The sequence below is a fragment of the Caldivirga maquilingensis IC-167 genome (assembly GCF_000018305.1).
In the GTDB taxonomy this organism is placed as follows: Archaea; Thermoproteota; Thermoprotei; order Thermoproteales; family Thermocladiaceae; genus Caldivirga; species Caldivirga maquilingensis.
Genome location: NC_009954.1, coordinates 1,208,921 through 1,229,486, shown reverse-complemented (window position 1 = coordinate 1,229,486; position 20,566 = coordinate 1,208,921). Strand labels below are relative to the sequence as shown.

21 protein-coding genes and 2 tRNA genes are annotated in these 20,566 nt (G+C 45.0%); 14 read left to right on the top strand and 9 right to left on the bottom strand.

The genetic code is table 11. The annotated features are described in order from the left end of the window. Window positions 1-178 precede the first annotated feature (178 nt). The 4 genes from ilvB (at window position 179) to CMAQ_RS05980 (ending at window position 4,573) form a co-directional block, all read left to right on the top strand. On the top strand, window positions 179-1,930 hold the full coding sequence (gene ilvB / locus CMAQ_RS05995; RefSeq protein WP_012186216.1) for a biosynthetic-type acetolactate synthase large subunit: 1,752 nt from the start codon (window positions 179-181) through the stop codon (window positions 1,928-1,930). Beyond that, window positions 1,927-2,217, top strand: a complete 291-nt coding sequence (locus CMAQ_RS05990; protein WP_012186215.1) for an ACT domain-containing protein — start codon at window positions 1,927-1,929, stop codon at window positions 2,215-2,217. The genes ilvB and CMAQ_RS05990 overlap by 4 nt, the downstream gene beginning before the upstream one ends. Continuing rightward, the gene (gene ilvC / locus CMAQ_RS05985) at window positions 2,210-3,196 is read left to right on the top strand and encodes a ketol-acid reductoisomerase (RefSeq protein ID WP_012186214.1); all 987 of its coding nucleotides are present in this window, start codon (window positions 2,210-2,212) and stop codon (window positions 3,194-3,196) included. Before CMAQ_RS05990 ends, ilvC begins: the two co-directional genes overlap by 8 nt. A 129-nt stretch (window positions 3,197-3,325) precedes the next feature. Next, window positions 3,326-4,573 (top strand): 3-isopropylmalate dehydratase large subunit, encoded by a 1,248-nt coding sequence (locus CMAQ_RS05980; protein ID WP_012186213.1) that lies wholly within the window; start codon window positions 3,326-3,328, stop codon window positions 4,571-4,573. Here the strand turns inward: CMAQ_RS05980 and CMAQ_RS05975 are convergent. Beyond that, window positions 4,570-5,478, bottom strand: a complete 909-nt coding sequence (locus CMAQ_RS05975; protein ID WP_048062710.1) for a DNA-directed RNA polymerase subunit D — start codon at window positions 5,476-5,478, stop codon at window positions 4,570-4,572. The genes CMAQ_RS05980 and CMAQ_RS05975 overlap by 4 nt on opposite strands. A 103-nt stretch (window positions 5,479-5,581) precedes the next feature. Here CMAQ_RS05975 and CMAQ_RS05970 point away from each other — a divergent pair, with 103 nt between their 5' ends. Beyond that, complete coding sequence (locus CMAQ_RS05970) at window positions 5,582-6,061, top strand: hypothetical protein (RefSeq protein WP_012186211.1); 480 nt, start codon at window positions 5,582-5,584, stop codon at window positions 6,059-6,061. Here CMAQ_RS05970 and CMAQ_RS05965 read toward each other — a convergent pair. Continuing rightward, a complete protein-coding gene (locus tag CMAQ_RS05965) occupies window positions 6,051-7,322 on the bottom strand; it encodes a molybdopterin molybdotransferase MoeA (RefSeq protein ID WP_048062709.1) in 1,272 nt (423 codons plus the stop codon). The genes CMAQ_RS05970 and CMAQ_RS05965 overlap by 11 nt on opposite strands. A 100-nt stretch (window positions 7,323-7,422) precedes the next feature. Between CMAQ_RS05965 and CMAQ_RS05960 the strand changes: the two genes are divergently transcribed. Together CMAQ_RS05960 and CMAQ_RS05955 are read left to right on the top strand one after the other, a co-directional pair. Continuing rightward, on the top strand, window positions 7,423-8,379 hold the full coding sequence (locus CMAQ_RS05960) for an ornithine cyclodeaminase family protein (protein ID WP_012186209.1): 957 nt from the start codon (window positions 7,423-7,425) through the stop codon (window positions 8,377-8,379). An 84-nt stretch (window positions 8,380-8,463) separates the two neighbouring features. Next, window positions 8,464-8,553 (top strand) — tRNA-Ser (locus tag CMAQ_RS05955). 128 nt (window positions 8,554-8,681) lie between these two features. Here the strand turns inward: CMAQ_RS05955 and CMAQ_RS10710 are convergent. Both CMAQ_RS10710 and CMAQ_RS05945 read right to left on the bottom strand, forming a co-directional pair. Next, a complete protein-coding gene (locus CMAQ_RS10710) occupies window positions 8,682-8,861 on the bottom strand; it encodes a hypothetical protein (RefSeq protein WP_156769857.1) in 180 nt (59 codons plus the stop codon). A gap of 33 nt (window positions 8,862-8,894) precedes the next feature. Then, window positions 8,895-10,082 carry an MFS transporter gene (locus tag CMAQ_RS05945; protein WP_012186208.1) on the bottom strand — a complete coding sequence of 396 codons (1,188 nt, stop codon included), beginning with the start codon at window positions 10,080-10,082 and terminating at the stop codon, window positions 8,895-8,897. 135 nt (window positions 10,083-10,217) lie between these two features. On the opposite strand from CMAQ_RS05945, the gene CMAQ_RS10705 reads away from it, so the two are divergent. From CMAQ_RS10705 to CMAQ_RS05930, 4 genes are all read left to right on the top strand, one after another. After that, window positions 10,218-10,376, top strand: a complete 159-nt coding sequence (locus CMAQ_RS10705) for a hypothetical protein (protein WP_156769856.1) — start codon at window positions 10,218-10,220, stop codon at window positions 10,374-10,376. Window positions 10,377-10,607: 231 nt separating this feature from the next. Next, complete coding sequence (locus tag CMAQ_RS05940) at window positions 10,608-12,935, top strand: ABC transporter substrate-binding protein (RefSeq protein WP_012186207.1); 2,328 nt, start codon at window positions 10,608-10,610, stop codon at window positions 12,933-12,935. A gap of 102 nt (window positions 12,936-13,037) precedes the next feature. Continuing rightward, a complete protein-coding gene (locus CMAQ_RS05935) occupies window positions 13,038-14,066 on the top strand; it encodes a mannonate dehydratase (RefSeq protein WP_012186206.1) in 1,029 nt (342 codons plus the stop codon). A 49-nt stretch (window positions 14,067-14,115) separates the two neighbouring features. After that, window positions 14,116-14,203, top strand: a tRNA-Leu gene (locus tag CMAQ_RS05930). A gap of 328 nt (window positions 14,204-14,531) precedes the next feature. Here CMAQ_RS05930 and CMAQ_RS05925 read toward each other — a convergent pair. The 4 genes from CMAQ_RS05925 to CMAQ_RS05910 all read right to left on the bottom strand — a co-directional run bounded on the left by CMAQ_RS05925 (window position 14,532) and on the right by CMAQ_RS05910 (window position 18,170). Beyond that, window positions 14,532-15,167, bottom strand: a complete 636-nt coding sequence (locus tag CMAQ_RS05925) for a hypothetical protein (RefSeq protein ID WP_156769855.1) — start codon at window positions 15,165-15,167, stop codon at window positions 14,532-14,534. Window positions 15,168-15,303: 136 nt separating this feature from the next. Beyond that, window positions 15,304-16,017 carry an ABC transporter ATP-binding protein gene (locus CMAQ_RS05920; RefSeq protein WP_012186203.1) on the bottom strand — a complete coding sequence of 238 codons (714 nt, stop codon included), beginning with the start codon at window positions 16,015-16,017 and terminating at the stop codon, window positions 15,304-15,306. Beyond that, entirely contained in the window at window positions 16,004-17,017 is a 1,014-nt protein-coding gene (locus tag CMAQ_RS05915) for a FecCD family ABC transporter permease (protein ID WP_012186202.1), read from the bottom strand. The genes CMAQ_RS05920 and CMAQ_RS05915 overlap by 14 nt, the downstream gene beginning before the upstream one ends. Before the next feature lie 10 nt (window positions 17,018-17,027). Continuing rightward, a complete protein-coding gene (locus tag CMAQ_RS05910; RefSeq protein ID WP_012186201.1) occupies window positions 17,028-18,170 on the bottom strand; it encodes an ABC transporter substrate-binding protein in 1,143 nt (380 codons plus the stop codon). Window positions 18,171-18,251: 81 nt separating this feature from the next. Here CMAQ_RS05910 and CMAQ_RS05905 point away from each other — a divergent pair, with 81 nt between their 5' ends. The 3 genes from CMAQ_RS05905 to hjc all read left to right on the top strand — a co-directional run bounded on the left by CMAQ_RS05905 (window position 18,252) and on the right by hjc (window position 20,238). Next, window positions 18,252-18,605: a hypothetical protein gene (locus CMAQ_RS05905; RefSeq protein WP_012186200.1), complete on the top strand. Its 354-nt coding sequence runs from the start codon at window positions 18,252-18,254 to the stop codon at window positions 18,603-18,605. Window positions 18,606-18,647: 42 nt separating this feature from the next. Continuing rightward, window positions 18,648-19,751: an MFS transporter gene (locus CMAQ_RS05900; protein WP_012186199.1), complete on the top strand. Its 1,104-nt coding sequence runs from the start codon at window positions 18,648-18,650 to the stop codon at window positions 19,749-19,751. 64 nt (window positions 19,752-19,815) lie between these two features. Further along, window positions 19,816-20,238, top strand: coding sequence for a Holliday junction resolvase Hjc (gene hjc, locus CMAQ_RS05895; protein WP_012186198.1), 423 nt, complete (start codon window positions 19,816-19,818; stop codon window positions 20,236-20,238). 55 nt (window positions 20,239-20,293) lie between these two features. Here the strand turns inward: hjc and CMAQ_RS05890 are convergent, their stop codons facing one another. Further along, window positions 20,294-20,563, bottom strand: a complete 270-nt coding sequence (locus tag CMAQ_RS05890; RefSeq protein ID WP_048062706.1) for a hypothetical protein — start codon at window positions 20,561-20,563, stop codon at window positions 20,294-20,296. Window positions 20,564-20,566 lie beyond the last annotated feature (3 nt).

Genomic DNA, 20,566 nt, shown 5'->3' with positions numbered 1-20,566 from the left:
GCTTTAGGCGAAGAGCTAGTAACAGTGGTAAAGCGAATAGATAGTTTAGGGGTAATGCTTAAATAGGGAGGCTTGGGGACAGTAGTTTAATGAGGTGTTTTATTCTTTACGTACGATAGGGAGGGGCCTTGGAGGGCCCAATATGAAAATATGTTAAGTGAAGAAAGAAATCAAATGAATGAATCAAAATCAAGTGAATCAAATAGGGGTGGTTACGGTGGTTAGGGCTGTTGATGCATTGGCTGATGAAATAGTTAAAATGAATATTAGGGAAGTCTTCGGCATACCGGGAGGCCAAATAATGCCACTATTCGATGCCTTCTACGGTAAGGAAGCTAAAATATTCCTCTTTAGGCATGAACAAGGGGCAATTCACGCCGCTGATGCCTACGGTAGAGTCACTAAAAGACCTGGGATTGTAATGGTTACCTCAGGTCCAGGGGCAACTAACCTGGCCACTGGCTTGGCTAACGCAATGATGGATTCATCACCCCTAGTGGCCTTAACGGGTCAAGTACCAACCTCAGTGTTCGGTAGGGATGCATTCCAGGAGACCGACATAGTTGGTTTATCAATGCCCATTGTTAAACACACCTTCATGGTTAAGAAACCTGAGGACCTGGTGCCAGCCTTTAAGGCAGCCTACAGGATAGCCACTGATGGTAGACCTGGCCCAGTCTTAGTTGATATACCTAGGGATGCCCAATTATCAGAGGTTAAGGGGGATGGCTCAGGAAGCATTAACGTTAACTACAAGGGTGTCCCTGAACCAGACATAGGCTTAGTGGCCTATGCCGTTAAACTACTAATGGAGGCTAAGAGACCGGTTATGCTTGTTGGCGGTGGCGTCTGCTGGAGTAACGCCACTGAGGAGGCTTTAGCCATTGCTGAAACCCTATGGATGCCCATAGTGACCACCCTACCTGGTAAGAATTGCGTGCCGAATAATCACCCATTATTCATGGGTCCCGCTGGGATGCATGGTAGGGTTGAGGCTGATGCAGCCATAATTAACTCAGACCTCGTCCTGGCTGTTGGGACTAGGTTCAGCGATAGGACTGTGGGTGATTTTAAGGAGTTCCAGAGGGGTAGGAAGATTATTCACATTGATATTGATAAGAGTGAGATCGGTAAGAACGTTAAACCAAGCGTGGGCATAATAGGTGACGCTAAGGTGGCTTTAAGAATGATGCTTGAGTTAATTCCCAAGGCCGCTGTTAAGAATGAGGCCTTCGTTAATTGGCTTAAGTCAATTAAGGAGGCCTACGAGAAGTTCAGGGAGCAGGATAACATGCCTGGGTTCGCGCCGTGGAAGGTACTTAAGGTGATTAGGGAGGTTACACCACCTCACGCCATAACCGCAACAAGCGTAGGCAGTCACCAAATGTGGAGTGAACTGCATTGGGATGTATACGTCCCTGGAACATTCATAACCAGTGCAGGCCTAGGAACCATGGGTTTCGGTTTACCTGCAGCCCTAGGTGCTAAGGTGGCTAAGCCCAATGTACCTGTTATTGATATTGATGGTGATGGTTCATTCCAAATGACCATGCAGAACCTAGCCCTAGTTAGGGAGTATAACCTACCCATAGTAGTGGTTATCTTCGATAATTCAACGCTTATGCTTGTTAGGCATTGGCAAATGCTACTGTACAGTAGGAGGATAATTGGGGTTGATTTCCAGGCTAACCCAGACTTCATGAAGATAGCTGAGGCCTACGGGATAGATGGTGTTAGGCCGAGTAACTACGATGAGTTAAGGAACAGTGTGGCTAGGGCTATTAGGAATAATGAACCACTGATTGTTGACGTTACCATAGATAGGGAAAGGGACCTGGTGCTGCCTTGGGTTCAACCTGGTAAGTGGCTTACTGAGGTAACCCTACCTGATGGGTTTAAGGTTAACTTAAGGTATGGTGATGGGGAATGAATAACTATAAGATAACCATAACCCTATTGAATAATGATGGAAGCGTGGATCCACTGGTCAGGGCGCTTAACGTGATTAGGAGGGGTAAGGTGAACGTTAAGTCAATGGTAACCTCATTTAATCAGAATCACGTTAACGTTGAAGTGTATGTTGAGGGTATTGAGGATGAGGTTAACTGGGTTTGCAATAAATTGAATAAACTGTACGATGTAGTTAACGTAAGCTATACAACAAGTATAAGTATACCTAAAGTGCAGTCCCTACAGGTAGGTGAGAGGAATGGCTAAAATATATAGGGAAACGGACGCCGACCTATCTGAATTAAAGGGAAAGGTAATTGCAGTGTTAGGCTACGGTATACAGGGGAGGTCATGGGCACTTAACATGAGGGATAGTGGGTTAAGGGTTATTGTGGGTGTAAGGCCAGGTAAGAGCCGTGACCTAGCTAAGGAGGAGGGGTTTGAGACATATGATGTAGCCGAGGCCACTAAAATGGCTGATGTAGTTGCTGTGCTACTCCCAGACATGGTTCAACCAAAGGTTTGGACCAGTGAAATAGGGCCTAACCTAAAACCCGGTGCATTAGTCATATTCGCCCATGGTTTCAACATACGCTACAACTTAATTAAACCACCCAGCAATATTGATGTAACCCTAGTGGCCCCTAAGGCGCCAGGTAAGGCTGTTAGAGACGAGTACCTTAGAGGATGGGGTGTGCCTGCTCTTGTTGCGGTTCACCAGGATTACACTGGTAAGGCCTTGAGGAGGGCCTTGGCTGTGGCTAAGGCGAATGGCTTCACTAGGGTTGGTGTTATTGAAACAACATTCGCGGAGGAGACTGAAACAGACCTAATTGGTGAGCAAACAGTGCTTGTGGGTGGTTTAATGGAGTTAATTAAGAAGGGGTTTGAGACAATGATTGAACTCGGCTACCAACCTGAGGTAGCCTACTTCGAGGTGCTTAATGAGGCTAAGTTAATAATGGATTTAATATGGGAGAGGGGCGTTTACGGAATGCTTAATGGCGTTAGTGAAACAGCAAGGTACGGAGGATTAACAGTGGGTCCTTATGTTCTTGATAATTCAGTTAAGGAGAGGATGAGGAAGGCCGCGGAGAGGGTTAGGAATGGTGAATTCGCCAGGGAGTGGTTGAATGAGTATGAGGGGGGTATGAAGAACCTCAGTAGAATGCTGAATGAGGTTAAGAACCATAGATTAGAGGTTGTTGGGGAGGATTTGAGGAGACTAATGAGGAGCGGTAGGTAATACCACGTATTTATTTTAGTAAAACATGAAATATTTAATGTTAGTTTTACAAATATTAAAACTAAGTTAAGTAGAATTCTTGGTAAAATTAATAAACCCACGATTAAACACCCATACCAGTGATTAATAATGGGCCTCACGTTAACCGAGAAGATACTGAGCAAGGCTGCGGGAAGGCAGGTTTCCCCAGGTGACGTAACGGAGATAACAGTTGACTTAGCGGCATTCCATGACCTAACCGGCCACCACGTAGTGGAGGTTATGGAGAATATTGGTGCCGTTAAGGTTTGGGACCTTGATAGGTTCGTAATAGCGTTCGACCACTTGGCGCCGCCGCCTAATGATAGGGCTGCTGAGATTCAGGTTAAGTTAAGGAAGTTCGCTAAATCCATTAACGTAAGGAACTTCCATGATGTTGGAGACGGCATCCTACATCAACTACTCCTAGAGAAGTACGCGTTACCTGGTCAAGTAGTGATGGCTGCGGACAGCCACACAACAACAGTTGGCGCAGTGGGGGCATTCGCCCAGGGAATGGGGGCCAGTGACATGGCTGCAATACTCATGACAGGTAAGACTTGGTTAATGATCCCTGAACCATTCCTAATAAGGCTAATTAATGAACCAGCCCCAGGCGTATACGGTAAGGATGTGGCGCTTCACATACTCTCAGTGTTTAAGGCGGAGGGCTTAAACGGTAAGTCTGTTGAATTACAGGTTGAGAAGCCTAAGGCATTCCCAATGGATTATAGGGCTACGGTATCAAACATGGGTGTTGAGTTCGGCGCCGATGCAGCAATATTTATTCCAGATGAGGAGACTGTAAGCTACCTGAGTAGAAGTAGGGGTATTAATGTTAAGCCAATTACCCCTGATCCAGACGCCAAGTACGTTGATGAGTACACCATTGAGTTAAATAAGCTTGAACCACTTGTGGCTGCACCGCATAGTGTTGATAACGTTAAGCCTGTTAGTGAGGTGGAGGGCATTGAGGTTGACTACGTCTTCATAGGGTCATGCACCAACGGTAGGTTAAGTGACCTTGAGGCTGCAGCCAGGATACTTAAGAATGGTAAGGTTAAGGCTAGGTGCATTGTCATCCCAGCATCAAGGGACCTATTCACTAAGGCCCTTGACGCCGGTTACGTAGAGACGTTAACTAAGGCTGGTTGTGTGGTTACGTACGGTACATGTGGACCATGCCTCGGAGGCCACTTCGGTGTAATTGGGCCAGGGGAGACTGCTGTGTCTACTGGTAGTAGGAATTTTAAGGGTAGGATGGGGTCACCTGAGGGTAAGGTTTACCTAGCCAATGCAGCCACAGCGGCGGCAACTGCGCTTGAGGGTAGGTTAACGGACCCGAGGAAGTACCTTTAACCCTGAGCCTGGTTTAAACCCTCATCAGTGGCCTGGGTTTGATTATTACCCGTATCCCCCTGACCCTCGGCTTCACTTGATTCACTTGGCCTTGCTGCCTGTCTTTTAGCCTCATTGCGTATAACGTCAAGGAAAGTGGTGAAGCGCCACTTCCACACCCTGAAGGCCTCCTTAAGTAGATTCACCATACTCATGTTACCGTAGTTCTCAACCCAGAAGACGTACTTATCCTCATCCCAATCCACCACCAGTGAGCCGCTGCACGCCTCCTCGCATGTCTTCCAGTTATCGAAGGTGCATTGAAGAGGATCCGTTATGACGTATTCATCATTCTTCCTAGTAATCCCCTTGCATGATTCAAGGCATGCGGCGCACCTCTCATCCCTTGGGTTAAGTAACTGAACCTTCGGGTAGTAGTAGTATGATGCTAAGCATGCCTGCCACTTGGCGTGATCCCTAGCCCTACCTAACTTGGCGTAAGCCTCAATGGAGAGTACTTGGCCCTTACTCATCTTAACTATTAATGTATCTGGGTAAACTGGGGCGAAGTCTGGGTCATCTGGGATTAAATCCTTAGCGTAAACGGAAACCACCTGGTCATTAGCCTTAATACTCAACTGATACCTAACCTGGCATAGGCTTGGGTCAACTAACTCATCCTCACACTCCTCAATCTTAGGTAACTTCTCTAGATTAGTCTTAAGCGGAATCATTGATAGCCTATGGGCAAGAACCTCATCATACATTACCGTGGTGTTATCTAGGACAATAACCCTATCAATGGCTAATACAGGAACATCAGTGATCAGTATCCTCCTAAGTGAATTAATTAGGCTTGGCTTAACACCCTCCACCACGAATTTCAAGTAATCATCACTGTACTGGAGAACCTTAACTGATACCACATGCCCCACTAACTGGGTATTTTATAAACCTTAATCAGAGTTAGTTAAGGCTTACAGGTAAGTGAGGGGAAAGTTAAATTAGGGTTACGGTGAGGCGCCGGAAGTGGGGATTACTGAGAGGTTTATTGAGGCCTTCCTAACGGTGTATAGGGATTATAAGGGTAAGTGGGGTATAATGGATATCTACGCCTACAGGACTCAGGGTAAGTCGATTAAAGCCTTCGCATCACTGATAATTAACATTGGGGGTAATCCAAGGACAATAAACGCCTACCTCTTCTCCACTGGGAAGGTAATGATAATTAGTGATGTAACACCAATCCTCAGGGGTAAGGTTAACTGCAGTGGCTCATCCACAAGGGCCACAGTTGACATGTACCTACCCCCGGAGGAGTACAGTATATGTCTCGGTGAGGGGATTAATGGCTCCCGTAATATTCTACTAGCCTTAACAAGGGATTACGGGGAGGAGAGGGTTCTACTTTACAGTGAGGTTGACCAGAAGTCAATTGACTATAATTCCCTCGTTAAGGTGCTTGGTGAGGTTAAGGATACGTTGATTAGGCTCTTCACTACTCGGTGAATATTGGCCTTATTAACTCAACCTCAACCTCATCACCCTCATCGTAACCCTCCCTATTCTCAGGAACCACAAGTATACCATTACCCTTAACCAACGTAGTCAATACACCACTACCCGTTAAGGCAAGGGGCTCAACGTAAACCCTACCATCCCTACCCAGGTAAACCCTAACCCTAATGAAGGACCTTGTGTTTATGGGTGTTGCAACCCTCCTCGTTAAAACACCCTTAACCCTGGGTCTAGGTTCATCAACAGCATTCATCATGTGGAGTAGAATCGGCTTAACAAGAACCTCGAAGCCCGTTAACGAGGCCACTGGGAAGCCGCTTAGCATGAATACTGGTTTACCATCCTTCACGGCGATGCTATTGGGTTTACCCGGCCTAATGGCTAACCCATGATTAAAGTACTCTGGTTTTAAATCAGCCACAGCCCTTATGGTGTAATCAACCTTACCCACCGAGGCCCCACCCGTGGTCACTACGGCATCATGGTCAATGAGGGCCCTGGCCACGTGATCCCTTATCACGGCTTCATCATCATGTAGCTTAAGGTAATCAACAGTGCATCCAAGGCTCTTAAGCATCGCTGTTAACACGAATCTAGTACTATTAATCACCTTACCCGGTTGTAAGCCACCCTTTAAGGCATCCTCAACCTCAATAAGCTCATTACCAGTCACAATCAACATGACCCTGGGTTCATAAACCCTAACCTTAACCACGCCCATTGATGCCAATACCCCAAGGTCCCAGGGCTTAATCAAGGTACCCCTCCTGAATATTAACTCACCCTTAGCCACATCCTCCCCAATCCTCGATACATTATCCATGGGGGCCACTGGTCTGTAAACCTCAACGTAATCCCCCCTCCTACCCGTGTTCTCATACATAACCACCGCATCAGCACCTGGGGGAAGAGGTGCCCCAGTGGCTATTTCCACAGCCTCACCTTGATTCACCACGTATTTCCCGGGATCTTCACCAACGGGTAAGTAACCCTTAACCCTAAGTACCGCTGGGTTTGTTGGTGAAGAGCCGAAGGTGTCAATACTCCTCACCGCGTACCCATCAACAGCAGACCTATTGAATGGTGGAGCATCAATACTTGAGTAAACATCCTCAGCCAAATACCTACCCACCGCGTTATTTAAATCAACCTCAGTTACATTAGGTGTATGCTTAATTAACGCCAACGCCTCCCTGAGCACAATATTAATAGGCTTAACCTCCCTAAACCCCTTACCAGTAACATCCTCCATTAATTCACTTCCAGCGGCACCGTGTTTTAAATCCTTGCAGTGAGTTAAGTTCATTAACCCTTAAATACACCTCAAAGCCCCAACCTAAGGGGTAGTGGTCATGACACTTTACATTAGGGAGGGGGAGGTGAATAAGTTACTTACATATAATGAGGCAATTAAGGCCGTTGAGGATGGGTTTAGGTTACTTGGGTTAGGGAAGGCGGTTAACTTACCTAGGCGTAGGGTTGTGTTACCTAATGCTATACTTCATGTTCTTCAAAGCGGTGTCTTAGGTGACTATAATGTTGCTGGTTTAAAGGCATACATGAGTACTAGGCAGGGGACTAGGTTCATTGTCCTATTATTCAGCGTTGAGACGGGGGAATTATTAGCGATTATTGAGGCTGATAGGCTTGGGCAAATTAGGACAGGGGCAGCGTCTGTTGTGGCGAGTAAGTATATGGCTAACTCAATGAGTGAATTAGGCATAGTTGGTTCAGGTAGGCAGGCTAGGGCTCAGTTTGAGGCATTCAACTCCACGGGCATGCTTAGGAGGGTTAAGGTGATTAGTAGGAGTAGGGCTAATGCCGAGGCATTCGCATCCTACATTAAGTCCAATGGCGTTGACGCAGTGATTGTTAATGATTATAGGGAAGTATGCAAAGTTGACGTCCTAGTGACCGCAACAAACTCAAGGGAACCATTCATAAAGGGTGAATACCTAAGTGAAGGCATTCACGTTAATGCAATTGGAAGCAACTGGAGGAATAGGGCTGAATTAGCACCTGATGCCGTTAATAAGGCTGATTTAATCGCCGTTGATGACCTGGAGCAGGCTAAGGAGGAGGCAGGGGACTTAATAATGACTGGTGAGGCTGTTTGGGGTAGGGTGGTTAAATTATCGGATATAGTTATAGGCAATGTTAAGGGCAGGGAGAATTCGCAATCAATAACAATCTTCAAGTCCCTGGGCATATCCATTGAGGACATTACCGTGGCTAAGCTAATCTACGATAAGGCCATTAAGGAGGGGATTGGAGTTAATATAGAGTTCAACGGAGTATTCAACCCATAACCAGTGACGTAACCATCGCCCTTACGCCTTAACTACTGAATCTTATAAAAGCTTAAAAATGGGGACGCATGATTAATGAGAACCGCCGGGGTGGCCGAGCCTGGTCCAAGGCGCGGGACTCGAGATCCCGTCCCCGCAAAGGGGGCCCGGGTTCAAATCCCGGCCCCGGCGCCAATTTAATCTCATAATGTTTATTAGAATATTGAATTAATGCTGTGTACCCATGTTAAGTTATGCTTTACTTAACCATGTGCCCTTAACGAGACATAATTAAGAAGCCTGCTGGTGAACTTTACGAGAAGTTAAATGACGTTGAGTGGGTTGGTTATTAGGTGTGGATTAATTGCTATTGCTGAGGCCCTGAGGGCCTCAGGGTGCTGGTTCTTCACGTGGGCAAGACTAATTCTAATGAAGGGCCATGGTTTAATAACCCTTGGGTATTGGGGCTTATTAGGTTTAGGAATCTCCTGGTTCGCAGGCACTGTGTAGTTAATGACTGCTTGGTTTAGGGTGAGTTAATGATTATGGTTGAGTCCCTTGATTAGTCCTAGTTTCATGGTTCTCTGTATTAGCATGATTATTATGAAGGCTGCGAAGGATGTTGCTGATGCGAAGTAGTATGAGTATGTGTAGTGTATTTGGTATAACAGCCCCATTACTGAATTCCCAAGAAGTAAACCAATACTCCTGCCCAGGGTTAGCATACCCATACCTGAGCCCAGGGACTCCTCTGGCACGAGCCTAGAGACTATTGTTGGTTCGAAGACCTCGGTACCCGCCACAGCAATACCTAGTAAGAACGCCATTGGATACGTGCCCAGGATACCCAGTGGTGCAAGTAGTGCGAAACCCAGGGATGCCACCGAGCCCATTAGGTAGCCCAGGAAGGCCAACCCCCTGTACTCACTTAGCCTTAGTTTTCCGAATAAATAACCGAAGATTGCCGAGGCCGTTAGGAATACCCCATACGTTACCACGGCCAGGTAATCCTCGTGGGTGAATTGCATAGTGGTTATTATGGGGAACCCGAAACTATACTGGCTGAATCCGAAGAGGAATGTGGACACCACTATGAACCATAGGTTTGTGCTTGACCTAGTTCTAAATGAAGTAAACGTGCCCCTCACGCCATTTACCCTGGCCCCGCTCACATTAACTAGGGAGAGCAGTAATGTGGATGCCGTGAGGGGTATGGCGGTTATGGCCAGTAGGTACTCTATGGGAAATTTAATGAATAGCAGGACTGCAGTGTATGTTATGGCTAACACGGCTCCTGTTATATCCAAGGCATGCAGTATACCAAAGGCATGGCTCCTATCACTGGGCTGCGTGACCTCAGTGAGCATAGCCCTCCTGGGTGGTGTCCTAAAGTTTCTTGCCCACCACCCAATCATGAATATCACCAGGGCCTGCCACCAATACCTCGAGAACCCTAGGAGCGTCAACACTAGTATTACCGCATTACCCACTAAGGCAACCCTCTTCCTACCCACCACATCACTCACCAACCCACCTAGGAACCCCAGGAAGGCGCCTAACCCGTAATTAATAGCCTCAGCAACACCGTAAAGCCAAATGGGCGCACCCAGGTATAGCACGAAGATCAAGGGAAACACGACGACGGCTACCTGGTACCCCAGATCAGCAAAGAATGCTGAGAAGGATATTTTCCAAACCTCATTCCACTTAGTGCCCATTGCCATGCATTAACCCAGTGCTTATGGCATTTTAAAACTTCATGCGTACTAGGTATGGTTGGTATTATTTGCTTAATTTCATGAGAACTTAATTCCTTATAGGATTGTGCTACATCATACTTCCACATACCATATAACCCAGTGACTTCAACCACTGTAGCGACTACTTCAATAATTGCATCAATGATAATAAGCACAGTGACCAGTATAGCTATAACCATTGCAGTAACCACTGTAACCAAACCAATAGTGTCAATACTAGTAATAGGATATGGTCGTAGTAATAGTCATTACTACTGAGTGAGTATGCCAAAAGTAATTAACTAGGTCTGCCTCTTTTCTCTCAGTGTGGATAATTCTTCAATATTAATGTTAGCATTATAAATGTATTATGTACTAATGTAGGGGACTTAGAGCTTAATGCCTAGTACTATTTTATTTCATAAATAATCTTAAATCATAATGTTGGAATAAATAGGATATCACATATCATATATATATAGTAAACCTTATAAAACACATAGTACCTTAATGCGTATGACTGGTATGTCACTAAAAGTAATAGGTATAGTGTTAAGCATAATAGCCATGCTTCTAGTCATATACGGTATAAATGTGACCTATGCACAACAGAAGCCTCAGATAATTTTCCCTGTCGCTGGCGCCACCTTTGAGATTGCTCCAGGTACCCCCATTTACAATCCGTATAATCCAATAGGCTTAGCTACATGCAGTATATCTAGCTTCGGCACATATTTCCCACTGGCATTCTATAGCTATATAACTGGTCAATTCTGGCCTATTCTTGCTGAGAATTGGACTGTTCAGGTTTTGCCTAATGGTAGTGGTATTTTAACCATCTACCTTAGGAAGGGCTTATACTGGTTTAATGGCTCAGCCACAATGCCCTTCACCGCATGGGACCTTTACGCGGAGTATTACATTGGTATTAAGAGTTTCGGCTGGTGGACACCCTTCATTAACCAATCCCTACTCAACGAGGACCTAAGGGTATTAAACAACTACACCCTACAAATACTAGTCAACAAATGGTCACCCCTAATACCAGTCTGGGTATTAACCCAGTGTGTAAATGCACCATGGTTTGTATGGGAACCTGTGGTTAATGAATTGAAGTCAATGAGTGTTTCCCAGGCAATGAAGTTCAGTACTAATGTAACCGAAATTAATGTACCCTACTGGGGTATTTACCCATGGTACCTAACTTACTTCAGTTCAAACTATATGACACTAACTCTCGAGCCAAGTAACCTACTTAACGAGTGGCTTAACATATTCCCACTGGCGGATTGGTACTACTATGACCCAACCTATGAGGCAATATGGGGGCCGAATTCAGTAGCCTACGAGTACTGGTATGCTCTTAAGGCAACATGGGGTAGTGCTGGTTTTTCACTGCAGCAGGTGCAGTTACTTAAGTCACGCGGCGTGGGTATATACTTTGCACCCACTTGGAACACCATGGGTATTTACATTAATCCTCATGATTATCCTTGGAATATTCCTCAGGTTAGGGAGGCTTTGTGTTATGTTATTAATAGGACTGAGGTTGGAGCCTCATGGGGCTTAGCCATTAGTAAACCAGACTACTACCCTGAGCCAATAGTCCCCGAGACTATTGATACTTATCCGCCAAGTGTTAGGCAGTTCATTATACCGTGCTCCTATGATCCAGCCAAGGCGGCTCAAATACTGCAGAGCCTAGGATTCAAGAAGATTAACGGATACTGGTACACACCAAACGGCACTGAACTAAGCCTACTGGTGTATAGTGTTAGTGGGTTTAGTGATTGGATGACAATGACCAGTGATGCAGTATCTCAATTACAGAAATTCGGTATTAATGCCAAGTTAATTGGGCTTGATGTTGGAGTATTCTATGGAACAATAATACCCAGTGGTCAATATGAGGCAGAAACTACTTGGCTTGCAGCCACGCCATCATATGGTAGTGCTTGGTCCTTCCTCCAGGATCCATGGGTATACTCAGGTGCGGCAATATCTGCTTATACTCCTGGTAGTGAGGTTTGGCCATTCCAGTGGCCTAATGGTACATGCACACCAGTCACTGCACCAGCATCATTGAATCTACCCAATAGCACAATAGTATGGTGCATCAACTCAACATACGGCTACATAAACCTAAGCAACTGGCAAGTATTCTTTGATGCTGTGGCTCAACCAAACACACCGAACTACAACCTAGCAATAGACGCAATATTCGCATGGTACTACTACTTCGTACCCTCAGTACCATTATATGATAAGATTACGCCCCTTTACTACCTACCATCCGTTGCCGATATAAACTGGACCTATGATTGCTTACCACCATCAGTAAACTACGCCATAGTTGGTACAGCGGATTACTGGTGGGTTTACGGACCCATGTATTACGTGCTACTAGGCGCCTATGCACCCACTGGTATTATTCCACCATTAGCTGAGGCTATTATTAATGGTTCATTGTGGACTAATCCAAGGTTTAAGGTTGTGGCTGATTTCATAGGCTTACCTAACCCAGATTCGTCGATACAGGCTTGTGTAGCATCATACTTCCACACAACGTACACTCCAGTTACTTCAACTACAACGACTTCAACGACTACGGCCACAACAACCTCAACAACCACTGTTACTTCAACTGCTGTTGCTACTGTGACTAGTACTGCCACTGTAACATCAACAAGCACAGTAGTAAGCACAGCAACCACTACGGCAGTAAGCACAGTAACAGTCACTAAACCAGTAGTATCAACAACACTAATAGCAGGAATAGTAATCATTGTAGTGATTATTGCCATTGTTGCAGCAATAATAGCATTAAGAAGGAGGTAAGAGGCGATTTTAGGTTATTTTACATGGTTAAAAAATATTTTTTATATCATGTAATTGGAAGTATTGTGGGAATGTTTTAAAGCTACTTGTGGTTAATCCTGTATGGGTGTTGGGGATACGGGTGTTAGGCTTAGGATTGCTGAAATAATACTTGATAGTAGTCCGACAGTATTCTGGGATATGCTTAGGCAGGTTGGTGTTGAGGAGGCTACTGGTATATTGCCTAGGGCTTACCCTGATTGGAGGCAGTGGAGGGCTTGGGATCCCTGGGATTATGCCCCCTTATCTAATTATAAGAGAATGATTGAGGAGGCTGGCTTTAAGCTCACAATTATTGAGGATAACCCACCCATGGATAAGTTAATATATGGTTTACCTGGCAAGGAGGAGCAGCTTGATAATGTTGCTAAGCTCATTGAGAATATGGGTAAGTTAGGTATATCAACGTGGGTTTATAATTGGATGCCTACTGGTTGGCTTAGGACTAGGACTGCATTAAGGGGTAGGGGTGGGGCTTATACCTCAGGTTTCTATGAGGAGGATCTTAAGGATTCACCACCACCTAAGTTTGGTAAAGTTGATGCATCCACACTATGGAGGACGCTGAAGGATTTCCTTGAATACATTATACCAATAGCTGAAAGCGCTAATGTTAGGTTGGCTATGCATCCTGATGACCCACCAATACCTGAGGTTGCTGGTACGGCTAGGATAATGAATAGTATTGAGGCATTTGATAAGTTATTAAGCCTAGTTAAGAGTGAGTACAATGGCATAACAATGTGCCTAGGTAACTTCTCCCTAATGACCAATGACCTACCAGGGTTAATTAGGCACTTCGTACCAACAGGTAGGGTCTTCTTCGTACACTTCAGGGCTGTTAGGGGTACGGCTAGGGGGTTTGAGGAGGTTTTCATTGATGAGGCCGGTGAGGAGTTTTACTTAGCGATGAAGGAGTTCGTGAGGCATAAATTCTACGGGCCGTTTAGGGTTGACCATACACCAACCTTAAGTGGTGATATAGCTCAATTATCAACCCCAGGCTACTCAGCATTAGGTAGACTGCATGCAATAGGCTTCCTACAGGGCTTATTCAAGGCAGCGGTGGCTGAGGTTGAGGGGAGCGGCTAGGTTTAATTACGGTAAAGTTTAAATCCCATGAATCAACACCTAGGAGCAAGCGGGGGTGCCCGAGCATGGTCAAAGGGGGCGGGTTTAGGTCCCGTTGGCGTAGGCCTGCGTGGGTTCAAATCCCACCCCCCGCACCATACTGATTAAACACGTTAATCGGCTTAGAAATTGAAAACTACCTATGTTACATGGATGATTAATTAGAATCTGGATTATGGTTAGAAGACTAATTACCTATGCCGGGATCCATTACCGGTAATATCTCCCACATGCGAATTAATTCCATGAAGTAGGAGCAAACATTAATGTAGTTCATGAATCATAGCTTACTCATCATTATTAAGGATCATTAAGTAGTAGTAATGGGGGCTATGGGGAGAATCCTCACCCTGGGGGTAGGGCTTAACACTAGTTTCATTAAAAAGGATCAATGCATAACTACTAGTAATTGCTATGAGGATAATGTTACTGTGTTGAATCAGGCTTAATCAACATTAATACCGCACCCGCAGTGGATGCAACCGCTAGTACTACTAGTAGGTAGAACATGGCCGTGTAGTTGGCGTACACATTTAATACATGGCTTACGCCTAGTGAATACGCGTAGAGGATAATCATTGATATGGTGTAGGTAAGTAACCCAACATTATTAAGAATACCCTTAGTAAGCATGAGTAGTACTAGTAGTAGCATTAACCAGCCTGAAATACCTATGAGGGTTAAGGCGAGGGTTAAAAGCTCAACACGATTAATATTAACCATGGGGGCTGGTATTATGAGTAAATCAATGGGCATGTTAACGCCGTAGAGGTAGGTGACGTAGTTACTAAGACCAAGCATAAGCCCTGCAACCTCACCTACAAGTAGGAGTAGGCACCCCAGGAAGCTTAAGGTACCCTTAATTCCCTCAACATTATTAGTACCCATTATCATAAGGATTACTGAGACCAAGGCTATTGCAGTACTTACAGTGAATACTACATACCTATGAGTCTCGTAGAAGCCTATATTACTGATAACTAAGTATTCAACCCCCATGGATACAAGTATACCTAATGCATACGTGAGTAAACCCACCTTAACAAACCTTAAATTAACCACATTCATTAAGCATCACTTAGCATTAAAGCTTTACCCTAAATCTTGAGGATTAGAGGCATGCGAGTCATCTTTAAGGTGAGTTACCCATGCCCAGTATACTTACTGAATAATACCGTAAAGCCTATTAAATTAGGGATTAACTCACTGGGAATACTACATGAACCTCATCATTATGCTTAATTAACTTAACCACTATACCGTATAATTGAGTTAACCTCTCCTCAGTTAATACTCTACCCGGCTCCCCCACGCCTATCACGTTTCCATCCCTTATCATAACCACTTGATTCGCTGTAAGCGCAATATCAACGTCATGCGTCGCAACCATTACTGCATGTTTATTAGCTAGTTCACGTATAACCTTAATCATCCTGTACCTATTACCTGGGTCTAGGTTGGCTGTTGGCTCATCTATTAGCATTAAGTCAGCGTTACTGGCTATGGCTCTTGCAATCATTGTTAACCTCTTTTGACCAGTGCTTAATTCACTAAGCCTCATATTACTGATACCGACTATGCCCACGCTCATTAAAGCATCCATGGCATCCTCATCACTAACCCAACCATACCCCCTCCTAGCCGTCTTAACAGTCTCCAGTACCGTTAAGTTGATTAATCCATCAACCTCTGCGGGAGCGTAGGTTACTGAGCCATTAACCCTAAGCCAACCCTTAATGACCCTTGCTGAACCGAATATTGCCTTCATTATCGTTGTCTTCCCGCTCCCATTAGGACCAAGCAGTACCGTTAACCCCTCACCCACGGTTAAATTCAACCCCTTAACCACTACCCTTGACCCGTAACCCAGGTAGGCGTCCTTGAATTCAACTAGAGCGTTACGTTGAGGCACCGAAACCACCCTTGAGAATCATCCACATTAAAACAGGTATACCCACAAGGCCCGTTACCGCTGTTATAGGTACTACGTATCCTTTCACCATTACCCTTGAAGCCAGATAGGAGTAGGTTAATATTAGTGAACCCACGAGACCTGAACCAGGTATAATAATGCTTCCAGACCCCCTCCCCGTTAATTGCCTAACGGTGTATGGGGCTATAATGCCTATGAATCCTATTACCCCAGTGAAGGCCAGTGAGACTGCTAGGGGTATTGAGATTAAGGCCACTAGCCTCCTCCTAACTGTTACCGGGTTGACGCCGCTTGCCTTAGCCACATCATCACCAAGCATGAGTAAGTCCACGTACCTTGATAAGAACGCAACCACTAGAATTGGTGGCACCGCGGCGGCTAGCATTACGTAGAATTGCCACCATAGTATGCCGCTTAGGTTACCGTAGAGTAGGTAGAGGGGTTGCATTGAGACCGTTGGGTTAATTGACTCAATAATCAGCATAACTATCATTGATGCGGCATAGGAGAGTAGTGTTATTAATATGCCCATTAGTATTAAGCCAACTACACCAAGCCTTGAACCAAGCATAACCACAATTAATGAGGAGAATAAACCCACTATTAATGCTAGGAGAGGTATGGCTAAGGTGGTGTATAGGCCGGTTAACTTACCCACGAGGACAAGTAGGTAACCCAGTAAACCCCCTAGGACAGCGGCACTGGCTATCCCGGTGGTGAAGGGTTCTGCTAATGGGTTTCTTAAAATACCCTGCATCACAGCCCCTGAAACACCCAATACGTAACCAACCAGTAGTGATGTTAATGCTGATGGTAATCTAATATCCATGATTATTACCCTGTACTTAACTTGACTACAATGTATTAGGCAATCACCCGGTACATTAACCTCCCCCAGTACTAGGTTTAGGATGAAGCCAGTGAGTAGTAGGATTGGGATTAAGAAATACAAAACCCTTTTAATAAGTGAATTACCCATCGCACACCACTCAGCCTCCCTGACTTGGGAGGGTTGGTTTTAGATTACTTATCACCCATTCACCACTTACGCATTGCGGAACATTACTTAACCCGAAGGCCTCAGGGTGAAGTATAGCCGCTATAACCTCAGCCCCGTAGACTGATAAGGGGCCTGGTTCCTCAACTAGGCTTGTGGCTAAGTTACCCAGTACGTAGACGTGACCCTCCTTAACAGCCTTAGTGTAGTTTATCCCAGGTACCTGCATTATTGCCTCAAGGGTGGCTGTGCAGTTACCCATGAAGTTGCTTGCTATTATGTAGTCTGGGTTATATACTATTAATTGGCTTGGCGTTATTGTGGGCCATGGTACAGTGGTGTTTACTACGTCTAAGCCGCCGGCGATGGTTATTTCATAACCTATGAAGGTTAAGTTTGATGGTGCGTAAATGGGGTTGTTCCAACCCATAAAGACCACTGTTGGTTCACTTAAACCAGTGACCCTGCTTCTAACACCATTAATAATGTTGTTCATCCAGGAAGCCACAGCTAAACCCCTTTCAGGTACCCCAAGGGCCTTGGCCGTTGAGTAAACGTCCATTTCAATCTGCTGGAATGTCCTATCCGCTGTACCATTTATGATTACTAGAGGTAACCCTATGCTTGAGAATGAGGCTAATGTACTGGTTCCGTAGAAGCCTAAGTCATAGCAAACCACTGTGGGTGATGCATTAACCACAGCCTCAATTGAGGGTGTTGGCCATATTGAGGTAAGCACCGTTGCGTTTGAGGGTATTGTTACGTTGAAGTAACTTAACAATTGCTCGGAGTATGTATCAATGAGGACTACCTTATTGCCTAAGCCTAGGGTGAAGATTATTTGGGAGCAGGCTGGGTCAAGGGACGCAATCCTCATGTTCTGTACCGGGGTCACTGTGGCTGTTACAGTGGTGACTGCGGTGGTGGTTAATGTACTGGTTGCTGTTGTGGTTAAGGTTGCTGATGTAGTGGTTACCACAGTGGCCACTGAGGTTGACGTCACCGTTACCGTTGAGGTTACTGGTAACGTAATTGTCACTGGCTTAACCGGTTGATTAACCCTATACGCCAGGTAACCCACTGCCGCAGCCAACAGTACCACTATTACTGCCAGTGCCGTTAACCTATAGTCCATGGTAGTGGGATAAATATCCTACTTTTAAGCATTACCCCAATGGCGAAAACAAAATAAACAATAACCCAGCATTAGGCTTTAATGAATAGTGAGGAGCTAGCTAGATTAATGGAGATTCTTGAGAACACACTGCTCGTTAAGCTTAATGACGACTACGCGGTTAGGATAATGGATTACGTTGGCCCTGGGGAACATGACTACACAGTGGTGCCTATATTATATAAGTTGGGTGATTCCAAGCTTCTTGAGGTTTGGATTGAGGTTGATGCTAAGCAGTATAGGATTGCCCTCATAAGTGAGGTTGATGAGCACTTGAAGGCTGTTGGGGGTTGGTTAACTAGGGGTGAGTTCCTGGTGTTGTTTAATGATGGTTTAGTTAAGATAAGCATACCTAAGGATAGTGAACCCTTTAGGGGCTTTATTAAGCCTGGTTAACCATGGTTTAAACTTAATAACGCTAATCCTTAATGCGGCTCAATGGTTAGTAAGGCATCAGCCGTGGTTAACATAATGATCGCCAGATTCATATACAGCGTCTACTGGTACTACCTGGCACCAGCCTTACCGTTAATTAAACTGGAATTCACAGTACCTAATTATGAACTCGGCTTAGTCCCACTCTTCTTCATAATAGGGGCTGGCTCATTCCAAATACCGGCAAGCGTGATCGCTAGGTTTATCGGTAACGTTAAGACTGCTGTACTCGGCTTAACCCTACTATCAGCGGCTGGGGTAGCCACGGCCTTCAGTGTAAGCTTTAATGAAATACTAGCCCTAAGGCTACTGGCCGGTATTGGCGCGGCATTATTCTTCTCCACGGCAGCCACTGTTGTAACTAATCTGTATCCTGGTAGAGAGGGGTTGATGCTTGGTATATATAACTCAGTGTTCAGTGCCGGAGCCGGAGTAGGGTTGGTTTACGGGGTTGTTTACACTATTGTTAATTGGAGGGTTGCAGTACTGATTATTAGCGTGGTGGGGTTGTTGGAATCCGTAATACTCCTTAAGACCTGTTCACCACTCAATAGGCCCATTGACACTGGTTTATCCATAAACAAGGGCGCAGTATTAGTGGGTTTAGCCACAGCCGGGTATTGGGGGGCTAATTACGCCGCCGGTAACCTACTACCCACTTACGCCGTTAATCATGGTGTTGGTTTAGTTAACGCCTCATTAATAACATCACTACTCCTCTTCTCAAGCCTAGTGGGTGGTTTATCAGGTAAATTAGCTGATTTAACCAGTAGGAGGGAGCTCTTAATTATTGCACCCGCGGTGTTGGGTTCATTATCATTCCTACTAATCATAACACTTAACCCCTACGCCATGATAGCCTCAACACTCATAGTGGGTTACACCAATGAACTCATGATCACCGCCTCCTATGCGCTTGTCGTTAATGATTCAAACCCAACCATGAGCCTCGCAACAGTTAACACGTTAAACATGGTTGTAGGCATGTGGTTAAGCCCATTATTCACAGCAGTCATGGGTAATTCAACGTTACCATGGATCACAATGATCATAGCCTCAGTGGCACCACTACCCCTCCTACTGGTTAGGCGTAGGGTAGTAGGGTAATGTTAATTCCCTAATAACCATCCGTTACCTATTAAACTTAATAACACTAATCTAATCAAACTGTATGCCGCTTGGACGTAGGGGGGTTAATTATGAGAGGGAGCTGGCTAACTGGCTGTGGAGCCTTGGATTCGCGGTAATTAGGGCACCTGCCAGTGGTGGTGGGGTTAGGCGTAGGTTCGCCCCTGATTTAGTAGCCATGTTTAAGGGTAGGGTAATTATCCTTGAGGTTAAGTACAGGGGTAAACCAACACCAGTGAGCATACGGTGCGATAAGGTTAATAGGTTAATTGAATTCGCTGGGAGGGCTGGTGGGGAGGCTTATGTCGTTGTTAAGTATGCTAGGGAGCCGTGGAGGATAATGCCCATTAAACCATGTAATGGAGACGCAGCAATAACCTACACCACCAGTGAAATAAAGGAGGCAAGTAGGCTTGAAGACCTTGTGAGAAGCATAATCAATATTAACTTAATTAACCTATTATGATTCAAGCTATTGTTTAAAGTTCCTCCTTTAATGAAGTAGTTCTTAAAAATTTAAATTAATATTGGCCATGCTTGTAAATTAGAGCTAGAACTATAGCACCTATTACAAAAGCACCTAAAATAATTACAAACATTATTCCAGTTGTAAATGTTGATATTACAGGATTCATGAAGTTTACATTAGCGGGGATATTTATTCCAGTGACATTAGAAAACCAAGTTATGAAACCTTCAACTAAGTTAGCTATAAATAGTACGATATACAGTATCGCAATTATTGCAGCTATTGCAGCTCCTACTACTATACCCTTTATTTCACTATCCATAGT

Coding starts and splice junctions, on each gene's coding strand:
- CMAQ_RS05905 (WP_012186200.1), top strand. CDS start 18,252: ATGAATAGTGAGGAGCTAGCTAGATTAATGGAGATTCTTGAGAACACA.
- CMAQ_RS05915 (WP_012186202.1), bottom strand. CDS start 17,017: ATGGGTAATTCACTTATTAAAAGGGTTTTGTATTTCTTAATCCCAATC.
- ilvB (WP_012186216.1), top strand. CDS start 179: ATGAATCAAAATCAAGTGAATCAAATAGGGGTGGTTACGGTGGTTAGG.
- CMAQ_RS05945 (WP_012186208.1), bottom strand. CDS start 10,082: ATGGCAATGGGCACTAAGTGGAATGAGGTTTGGAAAATATCCTTCTCA.
- ilvC (WP_012186214.1), top strand. CDS start 2,210: ATGGCTAAAATATATAGGGAAACGGACGCCGACCTATCTGAATTAAAG.
- CMAQ_RS05940 (WP_012186207.1), top strand. CDS start 10,608: ATGCGTATGACTGGTATGTCACTAAAAGTAATAGGTATAGTGTTAAGC.
- CMAQ_RS05980 (WP_012186213.1), top strand. CDS start 3,326: ATGGGCCTCACGTTAACCGAGAAGATACTGAGCAAGGCTGCGGGAAGG.
- CMAQ_RS05935 (WP_012186206.1), top strand. CDS start 13,038: ATGGGTGTTGGGGATACGGGTGTTAGGCTTAGGATTGCTGAAATAATA.
- CMAQ_RS05910 (WP_012186201.1), bottom strand. CDS start 18,170: ATGGACTATAGGTTAACGGCACTGGCAGTAATAGTGGTACTGTTGGCT.
- CMAQ_RS05960 (WP_012186209.1), top strand. CDS start 7,423: ATGACACTTTACATTAGGGAGGGGGAGGTGAATAAGTTACTTACATAT.
- hjc (WP_012186198.1), top strand. CDS start 19,816: ATGCCGCTTGGACGTAGGGGGGTTAATTATGAGAGGGAGCTGGCTAAC.
- CMAQ_RS05990 (WP_012186215.1), top strand. CDS start 1,927: ATGAATAACTATAAGATAACCATAACCCTATTGAATAATGATGGAAGC.
- CMAQ_RS05900 (WP_012186199.1), top strand. CDS start 18,648: ATGGTTAGTAAGGCATCAGCCGTGGTTAACATAATGATCGCCAGATTC.
- CMAQ_RS05890 (WP_048062706.1), bottom strand. CDS start 20,563: ATGGATAGTGAAATAAAGGGTATAGTAGTAGGAGCTGCAATAGCTGCA.
- CMAQ_RS05965 (WP_048062709.1), bottom strand. CDS start 7,322: ATGGAGGATGTTACTGGTAAGGGGTTTAGGGAGGTTAAGCCTATTAAT.